Source organism: Nocardioides furvisabuli (assembly GCF_021083185.1).
Classification (GTDB): domain Bacteria; phylum Actinomycetota; class Actinomycetes; order Propionibacteriales; family Nocardioidaceae; genus Nocardioides; species Nocardioides furvisabuli.
On record NZ_JAIGQB010000001.1, the window covers coordinates 409,575 to 425,216 of the forward strand.

Annotated in this window: 11 protein-coding genes and 2 tRNA genes; 10 read left to right on the plus strand and 3 right to left on the minus strand. The window is 72.8% G+C overall.

Going from position 1 to position 15,642, the window contains the following annotated elements:
* Positions 1–31: 31 nt before the first annotated feature.
* Genes zwf through K4G59_RS01945 form a run of 3 tightly spaced genes read left to right on the plus strand, consistent with a single transcriptional unit; the run spans position 32 to position 4,504 of the window.
* Complete coding sequence (zwf, locus tag K4G59_RS01935; RefSeq protein ID WP_231248869.1) at positions 32–1,456, plus strand: glucose-6-phosphate dehydrogenase; 1,425 nt, start codon at positions 32–34, stop codon at positions 1,454–1,456.
* On the plus strand, positions 1,446–3,278 hold the full coding sequence (locus K4G59_RS01940) for a glycoside hydrolase family 15 protein (protein ID WP_231248871.1): 1,833 nt from the start codon (positions 1,446–1,448) through the stop codon (positions 3,276–3,278). The genes zwf and K4G59_RS01940 overlap by 11 nt, the downstream gene beginning before the upstream one ends.
* Entirely contained in the window at positions 3,275–4,504 is a 1,230-nt protein-coding gene (locus K4G59_RS01945; RefSeq protein ID WP_231248873.1) for a multidrug effflux MFS transporter, read from the plus strand. The genes K4G59_RS01940 and K4G59_RS01945 overlap by 4 nt, the downstream gene beginning before the upstream one ends.
* 140 nt (positions 4,505–4,644) lie before the next feature.
* On the opposite strand, the gene K4G59_RS01950 is transcribed toward K4G59_RS01945, so the two are convergent.
* The 3 genes from K4G59_RS01950 to nemA form a co-directional block, all read right to left on the minus strand.
* Positions 4,645–6,570, minus strand: a complete 1,926-nt coding sequence (locus K4G59_RS01950; RefSeq protein WP_231248874.1) for an ABC transporter ATP-binding protein — start codon at positions 6,568–6,570, stop codon at positions 4,645–4,647.
* A complete protein-coding gene (locus tag K4G59_RS01955; protein ID WP_231248876.1) occupies positions 6,567–8,450 on the minus strand; it encodes an ABC transporter ATP-binding protein in 1,884 nt (627 codons plus the stop codon). Before K4G59_RS01955 ends, K4G59_RS01950 begins: the two co-directional genes overlap by 4 nt.
* A gap of 67 nt (positions 8,451–8,517) precedes the next feature.
* Positions 8,518–9,612 (minus strand): N-ethylmaleimide reductase, encoded by a 1,095-nt coding sequence (nemA, locus tag K4G59_RS01960; protein ID WP_308189321.1) that lies wholly within the window; start codon positions 9,610–9,612, stop codon positions 8,518–8,520.
* A 96-nt stretch (positions 9,613–9,708) separates the two neighbouring features.
* On the opposite strand from nemA, the gene K4G59_RS01965 reads away from it, so the two are divergent.
* From K4G59_RS01965 to rpmG, 7 genes are all read left to right on the plus strand, one after another.
* Positions 9,709–12,117, plus strand: coding sequence for an FdhF/YdeP family oxidoreductase (locus tag K4G59_RS01965; protein ID WP_308189322.1), 2,409 nt, complete (start codon positions 9,709–9,711; stop codon positions 12,115–12,117).
* Between the two features lie 44 nt (positions 12,118–12,161).
* Positions 12,162–13,103 carry a pirin family protein gene (locus K4G59_RS01970; protein WP_231248878.1) on the plus strand — a complete coding sequence of 314 codons (942 nt, stop codon included), beginning with the start codon at positions 12,162–12,164 and terminating at the stop codon, positions 13,101–13,103.
* Between the two features lie 5 nt (positions 13,104–13,108).
* Positions 13,109–13,693 (plus strand): DNA-3-methyladenine glycosylase I, encoded by a 585-nt coding sequence (locus tag K4G59_RS01975; RefSeq protein WP_231248880.1) that lies wholly within the window; start codon positions 13,109–13,111, stop codon positions 13,691–13,693.
* Between the two features lie 9 nt (positions 13,694–13,702).
* Positions 13,703–15,109 carry an amidase gene (locus K4G59_RS01980; RefSeq protein ID WP_231248881.1) on the plus strand — a complete coding sequence of 469 codons (1,407 nt, stop codon included), beginning with the start codon at positions 13,703–13,705 and terminating at the stop codon, positions 15,107–15,109.
* A 58-nt stretch (positions 15,110–15,167) separates the two neighbouring features.
* A tRNA-Thr gene (locus K4G59_RS01985) sits at positions 15,168–15,240 on the plus strand.
* A 36-nt stretch (positions 15,241–15,276) separates the two neighbouring features.
* Positions 15,277–15,353: transfer RNA gene (locus tag K4G59_RS01990), tRNA-Met, on the plus strand.
* A 52-nt stretch (positions 15,354–15,405) separates the two neighbouring features.
* A complete protein-coding gene (gene rpmG / locus K4G59_RS01995; RefSeq protein ID WP_056602159.1) occupies positions 15,406–15,576 on the plus strand; it encodes a 50S ribosomal protein L33 in 171 nt (56 codons plus the stop codon).
* Positions 15,577–15,642: the final 66 nt, after the last annotated feature.

Consider the following 15,642-nt stretch of genomic DNA (forward strand, 5'->3'; position numbering starts at 1 on the left):
CCGCACTTCGGGTGGGCCGTAGCGTGGCGCCATGACCAGCACCGGGCCCGACCTGCCGCCCTACGTCTTCCTGCTCTTCGGCGCCCGAGGCGACCTCGCGGCGCGCAAGCTCTTCCCCGGCCTCTACCGCCTCGCCGCGGCCGGCCGGCTGCCGCAGGACTTCGCCGTCCTCGGCAGCGGACGCCACTCGCCGGGCACCGACGAGGAGTTCCGCGACGAGGTGCTCGACGGCCTGCGCGACAGCGTCGACGACCTCGACGAGTCGGTCGCCCGAGGCCTGCTGGAGCGCGTCTCCTTCGAGACCGCCGACGCCGACGACGGCTCCGACCTGGCCGCGCGGGTGCGCGAGGTCGAGGAGTCCCTCGGCGAGGGCGTACGCCGCCTGGTCTACCTCTCCGTGCCGCCCACCGCCATGTCCGGGATGGTCGCCATGCTGGGCCGCGAGGGCCTCGCCGAGCGCGCGCGGCTGGTGATCGAGAAGCCCTTCGGGCTCGACCTCGAGTCGTTCGAGGAGCTCGACCGCGACGTGCACGAGGTCTTCGACGAGGACCAGGTCTTCCGCATCGACCACTTCCTCGGCAAGGAGGCCGTGCAGAACCTGCTGGCCCTGCGCTTCGCCAACGCGCTCTTCGAGCCGGCCTGGGACCGGCGCAGCATCGCCTCGGTGCAGGTCGACGTCCCCGAGACGCTGGCGATGGAGGGCCGCGGCTCGTTCTACGAGTCCACCGGGGCGCTGCGTGACATGGTCTCCACCCACCTGTTCCAGATCCTCGGTGCGGTGGCGCTGGAGGACCCGGGCGAGTGGTCCGCCGCCGCTGTGCGCCGCGCCCGGGCCGAGGTCTTCGAGGCCGTACGCCCGCTCGACCCCGCGCGGGTCGTGCTGGGCCAGTACGACGGCTACCGCGACGAGGACGACGTCGACGAGGACTCGACCGTCGAGACCTTCGTGGCCCTCGAGGCCTGGGTCGACAACGACCGGTGGCGCGACGTTCCCTTCCACCTGCGCACCGGCAAGGCGATGGCCGAGACCCGCCGCACCGTCACCCTGCGCTTCCGGCAGCCCGACTCGACGGTGTTCGGCTCCGGCCTCGAGCCCGACGAGCTCGTCCTCGAGCTCACCGACGAGGCGCAGGTGCACGTCGAGCTCCTCGGCAAGCGCCCCGGTCCCGAGATGGACCTCGCCCCGGCCACGATGCGCCTCGACCTCGGCGAGGAGCTGCCCCACGACGAGCCGCTCGAGGCCTACGAGCGGCTGCTGCTCGACGTGCTGCACGACGACCACACCCTCTTCGCCCACGCCGACGAGACGCGCCGGCTGTGGAAGGTCTGCCAGCCGGTCCTCGACGATCGCCCCGACCCGTTGCCCTACGACCAGGAGTCATGGGGACCGCCGGAGGCGCTCGACCTGCCGCCCGGCGGGTGGCGGCTCGGTCGGGGCGCGCCCGATGCCGGCTGAGCGCCGCGGGCCGTCGATCGCCGACCACGGCCTGGTCGGTGACCTGCGCACCGCGGCGCTCGTGGCGACCGACGGCACCATCGACTGGTTCTGCCCCGGACGCTTCGACGCCCCGAGCGTCTTCGCCTCGATCCTCGACCCCGACGCCGGCTCGTGGCGGCTGGCACCGGACGACGAGGAGGCGCGCAGCCAGCAGTACTACCACCCGGAGACCAACATCCTCGTCACCCGTTTCATGACCGAGCAGGGCGTGGTGGAGGTCCAGGACTTCATGCCGGTGCTGCGTGCGCACGACCCCGACCACCGCCAGCGGCTCGTACGCCGCGTGGTCGGCCTGCGCGGCTGCGTCGGGCTCACCATGGTGATGGCGCCGCGTCCCGACTACGCGAGGACGATGCCCGAGCTGTCCACCGAGGACGACGTCGTGCGCTTCGCCGACGGAGACGTCCACCTCGCGCTCTCGAGCACCGCGGACGTGGAGGTCGCCGACCACGCCGCCACCGCGCACGTGGCGCTGCGGACCGGCGAGTCCGCGCTCTTCGTGCTCGAGGTCCTCGCCCCCAACGAGCCGGCCCGCGGGTGCGGCGAGGGCGACGTCGACGAGCTCTTCGACGCCACAGCGAGGTTCTGGCGCGGCTGGCTCGCGCAGAGCACCTACACCGGCCGCTGGCGCGAGTGGGTGGACCGCTCCGCGCTGACCCTGAAGCTGCTGTGCCACGAGCCGAGCGGCGGCATCGTCGCCGCGCCCACCACGAGCCTGCCCGAGCACATCGGAGGCACCCGCAACTGGGACTACCGCTACGTCTGGGTGCGTGACGCCGCCTTCAGCGTCTACGCCCTCCTCCGCCTCGGCTTCATCGACGAGGCGTCGGCCTTCGTCCGCTTCCTGTCCGAGCGGCTCGGCGAGGCCGCCGACGACGGCGTCGACACCGAGCGGCTCGGCCCGCTGCGGGTGCTCTACGACCTCGACGGCGCCATCCCCCACGAGCGCGAGCTCGACCACCTCGCCGGCCACCGCGGGTCGCGGCCGGTGCGCGTCGGCAACGGTGCGGTCGACCAGCTCCAGCTCGACGTCTACGGCGAGCTCATCGACTCGGTCTACCTCTTCGACAAGCACGGGCGCGGCATCAGCCACGACGCCTGGACCGACCTGCGCCGCATCGTGTCGTGGCTGATGGACAACTGGGACCGGCCCGACGCGGGCATGTGGGAGGTCCGCGGCGAGCCGCGGACCCACACCACGTCGCTGGTGATGAGCTGGGTCGCGGTCGAGCGGATGATGCGGGTCGCTCGGCGGCGTGGGCTGCCGGGCGACCTCACCGAGCTCGCCGCCACCCGCGACGCGATCTACGAGCGCGTCATGACCGAGTGCTGGAACGACGAGCTCGGCGCCTTCACCGCCTCCGCCGGCGGCGACGTCGTCGACGCGGGGACGCTGCTGATGCCGATGGTCAAGATGCTCGCACCCGACGACCCGCGCTTCCTCTCCACCCTCGCGCTCGTCGAGGAGCGCCTCGTCTCCGACAGCCTGGTGCTGCGCTACGACGCCGACGCCCTCGACGACGGCGTCGAGGGCGGCGCCGACGGCGAGGGCACGTTCTCGCTCTGCTCGTTCTGGTACGTCGAGGCGCTGACCCGTGCCGGCCGCCTCGACGACGCCCGGCTCGCGCTGGAGAAGATGTTCACCTACGCCAACCACCTCGGACAGTACGCCGAGCAGGTCGGCCTCAACGGCGAGCAGCTGGGCAACTTCCCCCAGGGCTTCACCCACCTCGGCCTGATCAGCGCAGCGATCAACCTCGACCGCAGCCTCGACGCATGACCTCCGCGCCGGCCACCCGGCCGGCCCGCCGCACCCTGGCGCTGATCCCGTTCGTCCTGGCGCTGCTGTCGATGATCGGCCCCTTCAGCATCGACACGCCCTTCCCGGCGTTCGCCCAGATGGGCCAGGCCCTCGACGTCGCGGCCGGGGAGCTCCAGCTGGTCGTGACGGCCTACATGCTGGCCTTCGCGGCGATGAGCGTCTTCCACGGACCGCTGTCCGACGCGATCGGTCGCAAGCCGGTGATCGTGTGGTCGCTCGCGGCGTACGCCGTCGCGTCCGTGGCGTGCGCCTTCGCGCCGACGCTGGAGTGGCTGCTGGTCGGGCGCGTGGTCCAGGGACTGGCCGCCGGTGGTTCGACGATCGTGAGCCGCACGATCATCCGCGACCTCTTCGACGGCGTCGAGGCCCAGCGCATGATGAGCCAGGTCGCCGTGATCTTCGGGCTGGCCCCGGCGATCGCCCCGGTCGTCGGCGGCCTGCTGGTGCAGGTCGGGCCGTGGCAGACGGTCTTCTGGTTCATGGCGGCGCTCGCGCTGCTCCTCCTGGCCGGCTCGATCGCGCTGCTGCCCGAGAGCCACCCGCCCGAGCGCCGGGTTCCGCTCCGGGTCGGTGAGGTCGTCGCCGGCCTCCTCGCCGTCGTGTCCGTGCCCGCCTTCCACCGCATGGCCTGGGCCGGCACCCTCGTCTTCGGCGCGCAGTTCCTCTACATCGGCGGCGCCGCGATCTTCGTCGTCGACCTGCTGGGGGAGGGCGAGCTCGACTTCTGGAAGCTGTTCGTGCCCATGATCGGTGCGATGGTGGTGGGCTCGGTGCTGAGCGGTCGCCTGGGCCGGCTGGTGACCAGCACCCAGCTGGTGTCCGTCGGCTACGTCGTGAGCGGCGCGGGCGCGCTGCTGGGAATCGTCGTCGCGCTGACGCCGGCGGGCGAGGTGCTGCCGTGGGCGGCCGCGGGGGTCGCGCTCGTGGCGCTCGGCAACGGCCTGGCCTTCCCCAACATCCAGCTGCTGATGCTCGACCTCGTCCCGACCCGTCGGGGCGCGGTCATGTCCGCGGGGTCGTTCGTGACGCTGGTGTTCAACGCCGCCAGCGCAGCCCTCCTCGCGCCGTACGCCGGACGCTCGGTCCTCGGGTTCGCCGTGGCGGCCGCTGTGTGCGTGCTGCTGGGCTGGGCGTGCTGGCGCTGGCACCTCTCCGCGACGCGCGCGGCACACGTCCCGGTCTGACGCGGACCCCGGTCGGCGGTGAGCAGGACAGGTTCCGCACGCCGAGAAGCTGCCTCACCCACCGCCGCACCGGTCGGCGGTGAGTGAGACAGCTTCCGAGGCTCCAGAACCTGCCTCACCCACCGCCGGGCGGCAGGGCCTCAGGAGGTCCAGGCGTGCCAGAGGTCGGCGTACTCCCCGTCGAGGGCGAGCAGCTCGTCGTGGCTGCCGAGCTCGACGATCCGCCCATCGATCACCACGGCGATGCGGTCGGCGTCGTGCGCAGTGTGGAGCCGGTGCGCGATCGCGACCACGGTGCGGCCCTCGAGGAGGTTGTTCATCGACCCCTCGAGGGTGCGCGCGGTGCGCGGATCGATCAGCGAGGTCGCCTCGTCGAGGACCAGCGTGTGGGGGTCGGCGATGATCAGCCGGGCGAGCGCGACCTGCTGGGCCTGGGCCGGGGTGAGGGCGAAGCGGCCGGAGCCGATGAGCGTGTCGAGCCCGTCGGGCAGGCGCTCGACCCAGGCGAGCGAGCCGACCGCCCGCAGGGCCTCGCGGACGTCGTCGACGGTGGAGTCCTCACGGGCCAGCACGATGTTGTCGCGCACCGAGCCGATGAAGACGTGGTGCTCCTGGGTCACGAGCGCGACCTCGACGCGCAGCACCTCCAGCGGCAGGTCCACGAGGTCCACGCCGCCGACGCGCGCGGTCCCGGTGCGAGGACGGTTGATGCCGGCGAGCAGGCGCCCGAGGGTGGACTTGCCCGACCCGCTCGGACCGACGACGGCCAGTCGCTCGCCGACGGCGAGGTGGAGGTCGACGCCGTGGAGCACGTCGTGGCCCTCGCGGTAGGCGAAGCGCAGGTCCGTGGCCGTGAGCTCGACGCCGTCGGGGAGCCGGTCGCCGGGCTCGCGGTCGGGCGGCACCTCGGCGATGCCGAGCAGCCGGCTGGTCGACGCGGCGCCGACCTGGAGCCGGTCGACCTCGCCGATGACCGCGTCGAGCGGCTCGCTCAGCGCGACGACGTAGAGCATCGCGGCGGTGATCTGCCCGAGGTCGACCCAGCCGCGGGAGTAGCCGTAGGCGCCCACCACGAGCGTGACCACCTGCGGCAGCTGGAAGGCGGCGTTGAGCGCAGCGAAGAGCACGTTGCGCAGGGTCGTGCCGTAGCGCTCGGCCTGCGCGGAGACCTCGATGTCGTCGCTGCCCGCGCGCACCCGCGCACCGGACAGGTGCAGCGCCTCGACAGTGCGAGCACCCTCCACCGTCTCGGTGAGGGTGGTGTTGATCCGGGAGTAGGTGGCCCCCTCGGTGATGTACGCCTTGGGCGCGCGCCGCAGGTAGGTGCGCACCGCGGGGGTGCACAGCGCGAAGACCAGCAGCGCCGGCAGGGCGAGCACGACGGAGTTGAGCATCATCGCCACGACGGAGAGCAGGACCGTCATCAGCGAGATCAGCAGCCGGGGCACGCCCCACTGCACGGAGCGTGCCATCGTGCCGACGTCGCGGGTCACGCGGGTGACGAGGTCGCCGGTGCTCGCGCCCTCGACGCGTCCCACGGGCAGCCGCAGGATCGTGTCGACGACGTACTCGCGAGCCGAGGCCAGCAGGTCCTGGCCGAAGTGGGTCGAGGTGCGCCGGGCGCCGAAGGTGAGGAGCGACTGGAGGACCACCACGCCCACGACCGCGAGGGCGATGGCGTCCAGGCCCTCCACCGCCGCGCCCTGCGCCTGCACGCGGTTGACCAGGGAGCCGAGCAGGCGCGGCACCACGAGGGCGGCGCCGGCGGCGAGCGCGTTGAGGGCGACCATCAGCGCGAAGGAGCCCCGGCGGCTGCGGATCAGGTCGCCGAAGAAGGCCAGCACCGCACGGTTGCCCGAGACCGGCCAGCCGCGCACCGGGTTGCGCGAGGCGGCGTAGACGTCCTCGGCGCGCTGGCGGCGCAGCTCGTGGCGCTGCCACAGCGCGCGGTTGCGCTCGCGGGGACTGCCGTGCCCGGGCGGGCGCAGCTCGTCGGGGACCACCGGGGGGTCGACGCTGCGGTCGCGCCACGTGTCGGCGGAGGTGGCGAGCAGGTCGGTGGTCATCGGACCGCCTCCTCGTCGTCGAGCTCGCGGGCGACCACGCGGCGGTAGTCGTCGTGGCCGACCAGGAGGTCGGCGTGCGCGCCCTCGGCCACGACGGTGCCGTCGTGCAGCAGCACCACGCGGTCGGCGTGGTGCAGCCACAGCGGGGACACGGTCATGACGACGGTCGTGCGACCCCGTCGGGTCGCGGCGACGCGCTCGGCGATCCGCGCCTCGGTGTGGGCGTCGACGGCCGAGGTGGGCTCGACGAGCACCAGCACCGGCGGGTCGGCCGCAACGGCGCGGGCGAGGACCACGCGCTGCCGCTGTCCGCCGGAGAGGCCGCGGCCGCGCTCGTCGAGCTGGCCCTGCCAGCCCTCGGGCAGCGCGTCGTAGACGTCCTCGGCGTTGGCCACGCGCAACGCGTGCTCGGCCTGCTCGCGGGTGAGCCGGCCGTGCGGGTCGACGGCGTCCTGGAGGGTGCCGGCGAAGAGCTGGCTGCCGGTGTCGCTGACCAGCACCTGGTGGCGTACGTCGTCGAGCCCGGCGCGGGACAGGTCGACCCCGCCGAGGGTGACGCCCCAGTCGTTGCCGGCCCGCTCCTCGTCGAGGGCGGCGATCCGTGCGCGTTCGCGTGCCCGGGCGGCGCGGGCCCGGCGGGCCGCCCGGCCGCGCGCGCCCTCCTCGCCCTCGGCGGGGACCGGCTCGGTGTCGGCCGGCAGGTAGCGCCCGAGTCGGTCGGCCAGGGCGGCGCTCTGCTCGGGGACGGCGCTGACGACCACGGTCAGCAGACCCGGCTGGACCGTGAGGCCGCTGGCGGTGTCGTGCAGCGCGGCGGAGCCGTCGAGGGCGACCGGCTGCGCGGGGTCGCGCCAGGGCGGACGCTGCTCGAAGATCGCGATCGCCTTGCGGGCGCTCACCAGCGAGCGGGTGCCCTTCTGCACGAACTCGAAGAAGGTGCGGATCGGGCCGACCATGAAGAGGCCGTAGCCCAGGAAGGTGATCAGCTCACCCACGCTGAGGGCGCCCTCGCGCACCTGCCGGGTGCCGAGCCACACCAGGCTCACCAGGAAGAGGCCGGAGAAGAGCACGCCGACCGCCTCGACGGCCGCCTGCCAGATGCCGGCCGACACCCCGGCCTGCCGGGCCGACTGCGACTGGCGCGCGTAGTTGGCGCCGAAGGTCTGCTCGCCGCCGATGCCGCGCAGGATCCTCAGGCCCGCCACGATGTCGGTGGCCAGCGAGGTGAGCTCGGAGGTGCGCGAGCGCTCGACCTGCTGGCGTCGGTGCAGCGGGCGCAGCAGCGGCAGGGCGGCGCCGACCAGCAGGGGCGCCGCGACCAGGGTGAGCAGGCCGAGCTGCCACGACAGGGTCAGCACGATGAAGGCGACGGTCAGGTAGGAGACGAGCTGTCCCACGGTCCGCGCCAGGATCTCGGTGAGCGCGCCGAACTCGTCGGAGTCGCTCGAGGCCACGCTCAGCACCTCGCCGGTGGGGGAGCGGCGCGGCAGCACGTGGCCCATCTGCGCGACCTTGCGGGTGACCATCTCGAGCGTGCCGTAGAGGGCGACCAGCCAGCTCCGCACCACCAGCGTGTGCGAGACGATGCCGAAGACGCCGCCGATCACCACGACGAGCAGCAGCAGCGCGGCCCACCCGGCCAGCGCCTGCCCCGAGCCGCCGACGATGCCCTCGTCCACGGCGCGGCCGAAGATCCAGGGGCCGAGGGTCATCGGCAGGAACCACAGGGAGTAGCAGAGCGACGAGAGCGCGATCAGCGCCTTCTGGCGCCCGAGCACCCATCGCAGGAACGCCGCGGGCGACCGGGTCTCGGGGTCCGGCGTGGGTGCGTCGTCGGTGCCGGTGAAGAACGTCGCGATCCGGGGTGGGTAGTCCTGCATGTCGTGGCCGACCCTAGGCGCTCTCACCCGATCGGCACGAGGCAATTACCGGGGAGTGGCCGGGGACTCACGCGGCGCCGTACGCCGGGTAGTCGGTGTAGCCCTCGGCGTCGCCGCCGTAGAAGGACTCCGGCCGCTGCTCGTTGAGCGGCAGGTCCTCGGCCAGGCGGCGCGGCAGGTCGGGGTTGGCGATGAAGGTGCGGCCGAACGCCGCGGCGTCGACGAGCCCGGCACCGATGAGCCGGTCGGCCTTGGCGCGGTCGTAGCCACCGGCACCGACGATGGGCCCGGGGTGGGCCGCGCGCAGCGCCCGGCGGTAGTCGTCGTCGAGCTCGGGGCCGCCGGCCCAGTCGGGCTCGGAGAGGTGGAGGAAGGCCAGGTCGCGCCGGCCCAGCTCGCGGGCCACGTGGAGGCCGGCCTCCAGGCCCTCGGGGTCGGAGGTGCCGTTGAAGGAGCCGATCGGCGAGATGCGGATCGCGACCCGGTCCGCGGACCACGCGTCGACCACGGCGTCGACGACCTCGAGCATGAGCCGCGCGCGGTTCGCCAGCGAGCCGCCGTACGAGTCGGTGCGCAGGTTGCTGTCGGCGGCGAGGAACTGGTGGAGCAGGTAGCCGTGCGCGCCGTGGATCTCGACGAGGTCGAAGCCGGCCCGGCGGGCGTTGACGGTGGCGCGGCGGTAGTCCTCCACGACGCGCGGGACCTCCTCGGTCCGCAGCGCCCGCGGCACCGGGCACGCCACGCGCGTCGGACGCCCGTCCTCGCCGCGCACGGTCGTGCGGTTGCGGTAGGGGCCGGCGCTGGCCGAGACCGGCAGCTGGCCGTCGTGGAAGGACTCGTGGGAGACCCGGCCGACGTGCCACAGCTGGGCCGCGATGAGCCCGCCGGCCTCGTGGACGGCGTCGGTGACGCGACGCCACCCGGCGACCTGCTCTTCGCTGTGGATGCCCGGGGTGTCCATGTAGCCCTTGCCCTCGGGGCTGACCTGCGTGCCCTCGCTGATCAGCAGGCCGGCGCTGGCCCGCTGCACGTAGTGCTCGGCCATCAGGTCGTTGGCGACGTCGCCGGGCACCGTGGCCCGCATCCGAGTGAGCGGTGCCATCAGGACGCGGTTCTGCGTCGTCACGGCACCGAGAGTCAGGGGATCGAGGAGGGAGGGCACGACAGGCGCCAACAGGGGGCTGTGCCCTGGTATTCCGGCAGACAGGACCCCTCCGGGCGGTGTGCGGGGCACCACCCCCGAGGCAGGATGGGCCGGGTGACGCTTCTCTCCCAGCTGCGAGACGTGCCCGCCCGCCTCCGCAACGAGGCCCGGCAGGTGCCCACCCGTGACATCGACGAGGCGGAGGTCGAGGTCGAGTCGACGGCCCACGCCGCTGCCGGCGTCACCGCCGTGGCGGTGGCCATGCGGCGCGCCATCGGCCAGATGGGCCTGCGTCGCACCGCGTCCACGCTGACCCGCCTCAACCAGGTCGACGGCTTCGACTGCCAGGGCTGCGCGTGGCCGGACCCCGCGCCGGGTCACCGGCACGCCGCGGAGTTCTGCGAGAACGGCGCCAAGGCCGTCGCGGAGGAGGCCACGCGCCAGGTGCTCGACCGCGAGTTCTTCGCCACCCACTCCGTGGAGGACCTCGCCGGTCGCACCGAGTTCTGGCTGGGCAAGCAGGGTCGGATCACCGAGCCGATGGTCCTGCGCCCGGGTGCCACCCACTACACGCCGATCTCGTGGGACGACGCCTACGCCACCATCGCGGGGCACCTCCAGCGCCTGGACCACCCCGACCAGGCCACGTTCTACACCTCCGGCAAGACCTCCAACGAGGCTGCCTTCGTCTACCAGCTCTTCGCGCGCTCCCTCGGCACCAACAACCTCCCCGACTGCTCCAACATGTGCCACGAGTCGTCCGGCTCCGCGCTCGTGGACACGATCGGCATCGGCAAGGGATCGGTCAGCCTCGAGGACATCCATCAGGCCAAGCTCCTGCTGGTCGTCGGGCAGAACCCCGGCACCAACCACCCGCGGATGCTGTCCGCGCTGGAGGAGGCGAAGTCCCGCGGTGCCCGCATCATCTCCGTCAACCCTCTCGAGGAGGCGGGCCTGGTCCGCTTCAAGAACCCGCAGAACGCCAAGGGCCTGACGGTCGGCACCGCGCTGGCCGACCTGCACCTGCCGATCCGGCTCAACGGCGACCTCGCCTTCTTCCAGGCCGTCGGCGCGCTGCTGGTCGAGTGGGACGCGGTCGACCACGACTTCCTCGAGCAGTACACGACCGGCTACGACGCCTACGTCGAGCACGTCGCCGACCTCGACTGGGACAAGGTCGAGGCCTCCACGGGCCTCACCCGCGAGCAGGTCACCGAGGCGGCCCGGATGATCGCGGAGTCGCCGGCCACCATCACGTGCTGGGCGATGGGCATCACCCAGCATCACAACGCGGTGGGCACCATCAAGGAGATCGTCAACGTCGCCCTCCTCCAGGGCAACATCGGCAAGCCCGGTGCGGGGGTGTGCCCCGTGCGCGGGCACTCTAACGTGCAGGGCGACCGCACCATGGGCATCTGGGAGCGGGTGCCCGACCACTTCCTCGACGCGATCCGCGACGAGTTCGGCTTCGAGCCGCCCCGCGAGCACGGGCTCGACACGGTCGGCTCCATCCAGGCGCTGCGCGACGGCAAGATCCGGGTCTTCTTCGGCATGGGCGGCAACTTCGTCGGCGCCGCCCCCGACACCGGGGCCACCGAGGCGGCCATGCGCAACGCCGCACTGACCGTGCACGTCTCCACCAAGCTCAACCGCTCGCACGTCGTGCACGGCGGCGAGGCGCTGATCCTGCCCGCCCTCGGGCGCAGCGAGAAGGACCTCACCGGCGGCCGCGTGCAGCGGGTGACGGTCGAGGACTCGATGTCGGCGGTGCACGCCTCGCGCGGTCCCCTCGACCCGCCGTCGGAGCACGTGCGGTCCGAGGTCGACATCGTCTGCTCCCTCGCCCTGGCCACGCTGGGCGAGGACTCGCCGGTGCCGTGGGCGGCGTTCCGCGAGGACTACACCGAGATCCGACGCCGGATCGCGCGCGTCGTCCCGGGCTGCGCGTCGTACGACGAGAAGGTCGACGAGCCCGGCGGGTTCGTCCTGCCGCACCCGCCGCGGGACAACCGCGTCTTCGAGACCCCGAGCGGCCGGGCCGTGATCACCACGACGCCCATCGACGTGCTCGACGTGCCGCGCGGGCGCTTCCTGCTCCAGACGATGCGCTCGCACGACCAGTTCAACACCACCATCTACGGCCTCGACGACCGCTACCGCGGCGTGAAGGGCGGGCGCCGGGTCGTCTTCGTCAACCCGGACGACCTGCGCGACCTGGGACTGGCCGAGGGCGACCTGATCGACCTGGTCAGCGAGTGGCGCGACGGGGTGGAGCGCTACGCGCGGTCGTTCCGGGTCGTCCCCTACGACCAGCCGCGCGGCTGCGTCGCGGCCTACTACCCCGAGGCCAACCCGCTGGTCCCGCTGGACTCGACGGCGGACAAGAGCAACCAGCCGGTCTACAAGTCGATCGTCGTGCGGCTCGACCGACCGGGCGAGGGCGAGGGGCACTCGGACTCGCACGGCTCGCCCGACCAGGACTCCGGCTCCCACCGCGACGACCAACCCCACCACCTGAGCTGAGCGGGCCCCCGCCGATCCACGCGGGGCGGGTACGGTGGCCGGCGATGACCACGCACATCGACGTGCTCTCCCCGCGCGAGGTCCCTCTCGGAGGTCCCCGGGCCATGCGCGTACGACGCACGCTGCCGCAGCGGCATCGGTCACTGATCGGCGCCTGGTGCTTCGTCGACCACTACGGGCCCGACGAGGTCGACGAGACGGGCGGGATGGTGCTGCCCGCACACCCGCACACCGGCCTGCAGACCGCGAGCTGGCTCTTCGGCGGTGAGCTCGAGCACCGCGACTCCGTCGGCAGCCTCGCGACGGTGCGCCCCGGCGAGCTCAACCTGATGACGGCCGGCCGGGGGATCAGCCACACCGAGGTCTCCACGCCGGACACGACCGTCCTGCACGGCGCCCAGCTCTGGATCGCGCTGCCCGACGCCACCCGCCACTGCGACCCCGGCTTCGAGCACTTCGCGCCCGAGCCGGTGCGCGGGCCGGGCTGGGAGGCGCGGGTCTTCATCGGCTCCCTCCTCGGGGCGAGCTCGCCGGTCCACACCCACACGCCCCTGCTCGGCGCCGAGCTGATGCTCGCGCCCGGCCGGAGCCTCGACGTCGAGCTCGACGCGACCTTCGAGCACGGCGTGCTCCTCGACGTCGGCCTCGTCGAGGTGGACGGCACGGAGGTCAAGCCGAGCGACCTCGCCCACGTCGCCGAGGGGCGTACGACCCTGACGATCACCGCACTCGAGGAGTCCCGCCTGCTGCTGCTCGGCGGGCCTCCGTTCGGCGAGGCGATCGTCATGTGGTGGAACTTCATCGGTCGCACCCACGAGGAGATCGTCGGCTTCCGCGAGGAGTGGCAGGACCAGATCACCGCCGACGGCGAGGTCGTGGACGCGGGCACGTCCGTCGCCGCCGGGCGCTTCGGCGTGGTCGACCTCGACCTCCCGCCGATCCCGGCCCCCGGCATGCCCCACGTCCGCCTCAAGCTGAGGCACTGACCTCGATGGGTGCCGTGGCCGTCGTCGGCGCGGACGGCGTCGCGCGCTGCCCGTGGGGTGCCGGCGACCCCGTCAACGCGGCCTACCACGACACCGAGTGGGGGATGCGCGTGTCGGGGGAGAGCGCCCACCTCGAGCGGCTCACCCTCGAGGCCTTCCAGTCCGGCCTGTCGTGGCTGACCATCCTCAACAAGCGGCCGCGCTTCCGCGAGGTCTTCGCGGGCTTCGACGCCGACGTCGTCGCCACCTTCGGGCCGGCCGACGTCGAACGCCTGATGACCGACGCCGGCATCGTGCGCAACCGGCGCAAGGTCGACGCCGCCATCGCCAACGCCCGCGCCACCGTCGCCCTGCGCGCCGACGGCGGCCTGGAGTCCTTCATCTGGTCCTTCCGGCCCGAGCCCGGACCGCCGCCGCGCACCACGGCCGACGTGCCCACGACCTCGCCGGAGTCGGTCGCGCTGGCCAGGGCGCTGAAGAAGGCCGGCTTCGTGCACGTCGGGCCCACCACGATGTACGCCCTGATGGAGGCCGTCGGCCTCGTCGACGACCACCTCGAGGGATGCCACCGGCGCGGCTGTGCTGGCTAGTCTCGCCGCATGGACCGCGTGCACGCCTTCTCCGCCGACGACGCCCTGACCGACCTCGACGCCACCGGGCTGGTCGCGGCGCTCCGCGACGGGCTGGTCTCGGTGCCCGAGGTGGTGGAGGCGGCCATCGCCCGCACGCAGCAGGTCGACGCTGCTCTCGGCGCAGTGGCGTACGCCGCCTACGACCGCGCGCGGGAGGAGGCCCGCCACCCGCGGGGCGGCTTCTTCGCGGGGGTGCCGACCTTCGTCAAGGACAACGTCGACGTGGCCGGGATGCCCACCCAGCACGGCAGCGACGCGTTCACCGCCGGGCCGCAGCGCACCGACGGCGACTTCGCCCGGATGTACCTCGCCACCGGCCTCGTCCCGCTCGGCAAGACCCAGCTCTCGGAGTTCGGCTTCTCCGGCGCCGCCGACCACGTACGCCTCGGGCCGGTGCGCTCGCCCTGGAACCCCGACCACTACGCCGGCGCGTCGTCCGCGGGCTCGGCCGCCCTGGTCGCTGCCGGCGCAGTGCCCATCGCCCACGCCAACGACGGCGGCGGGTCGATCCGCATCCCGGCCGCCGTCAACGGCCTCGTCGGCCTCAAACCGACGCGGGGGCGGCTCGCGCAGGACCGGATGATGCGCGACATGCCCGTGCGCATCGTCTCCGACGGCGTGCTGACCCGCAGCGTGCGCGACACGGCCGCGTTCTACCGCGAGGCCGAGAAGGTCTGGCGCAACCCGCTCTTGGCGCCGGTCGGTGACGTCACCCGACCGAGCCGGGCCCGGTTGCGGGTCGCGGTGGTGACCCGGGGCATCGGCCGCGACTGCAGCCCGGAGGTCCGCGAGCTCACCCTGCGCACCGCCGAGCTGCTGCAGTCCCTGGGGCACCACGTCGAGGAGGTCGACAACCCCGTCCCCGACAGCTTCCCCGAGCACTTCGTGCGGTTCTGGTCGATGCTCGCGCTGGTGATCGCACGGCGGGGCAAGAAGGACTTCGGCCCCACCTTCGACCCGACGCGCCTCGACAACCTCACCCTCGGCCTGGCCCGCCACGCCGCGCGCAACCTGCACAAGCAGCCGTTCTCGATCGCGGTGCTGCGTGGCTCCCAGCGCCTCGCCGCGCGCCACCGGGCGACGTACGACATCACCCTCACGCCGACGCTCGCCACCGAGACGCCGCGCGTCGGGCACCTGCGTCCCGACCAGGACTACGACGAGATCATGGGCCGGCTGATGGACTGGGTCGCGTTCACGCCGCTGCAGAACGCGACCGGTGAGCCGGCCGTCTCGCTGCCCCTCGCGACCACCTCTGCGGGCCTGCCGCAGGGCATGATGCTGGGCGCCGGAGCGGGCCGCGAGGCCCGTCTCCTGGGCCTGGCCTACGAGCTCGAGGAGGCCGTCGGATGGCCCCGGATCCAGGCGGGCTGAGGCCGTTCGGGAGCCGATTTCTCATCGTGACGGCGCATGTGTATCGTTCTCCGTCGTTGCCCCTTTAGCTCAGTCGGCAGAGCGTCTCCATGGTAAGGAGAAGGTCTACGGTTCGATTCCGTAAAGGGGCTCTGGGTCGGACCTCCTCCGGGTGGTCGGACCTCCGCGGCGGGGTAGCTCAGGTGGTTAGAGCACACGGCTCATAATCGTGGTGTCGCGGGTTCGAGTCCCGCCCCCGCTACCACCGAATTCTCATCCAGCTCCACTCCGCACCACCCGCAACCCAAGGATCTCCCATGGCCAGCAAGAGCTCTGACGTTCGCCCCAAGATCACGCTCGCGTGCACGGAGTGCAAGGAGCGCAACTACATCACCAAGAAGAACCGTCGCAACGATCCCGACCGGATCGAGCTGAAGAAGTTCTGCCCGCGCTGCCGCGCGCACACCGCGCACCGCGAGACCCGCTGACGCTCTTCGTCACCACCGACCCGTCCGAGACTCTCGGGCGGGTCGCTGTGTGTTCTAGGGTCGTGC

Coding starts and splice junctions, on each gene's coding strand:
- zwf (WP_231248869.1), top strand. CDS start 32: ATGACCAGCACCGGGCCCGACCTGCCGCCCTACGTCTTCCTGCTCTTC.
- K4G59_RS01940 (WP_231248871.1), top strand. CDS start 1,446: ATGCCGGCTGAGCGCCGCGGGCCGTCGATCGCCGACCACGGCCTGGTC.
- K4G59_RS01945 (WP_231248873.1), top strand. CDS start 3,275: ATGACCTCCGCGCCGGCCACCCGGCCGGCCCGCCGCACCCTGGCGCTG.
- K4G59_RS01950 (WP_231248874.1), bottom strand. CDS start 6,570: ATGACCACCGACCTGCTCGCCACCTCCGCCGACACGTGGCGCGACCGC.
- K4G59_RS01955 (WP_231248876.1), bottom strand. CDS start 8,450: ATGCAGGACTACCCACCCCGGATCGCGACGTTCTTCACCGGCACCGAC.
- K4G59_RS01970 (WP_231248878.1), top strand. CDS start 12,162: ATGACCACGCACATCGACGTGCTCTCCCCGCGCGAGGTCCCTCTCGGA.
- K4G59_RS01975 (WP_231248880.1), top strand. CDS start 13,109: ATGGGTGCCGTGGCCGTCGTCGGCGCGGACGGCGTCGCGCGCTGCCCG.
- K4G59_RS01980 (WP_231248881.1), top strand. CDS start 13,703: ATGGACCGCGTGCACGCCTTCTCCGCCGACGACGCCCTGACCGACCTC.
- rpmG (WP_056602159.1), top strand. CDS start 15,406: ATGGCCAGCAAGAGCTCTGACGTTCGCCCCAAGATCACGCTCGCGTGC.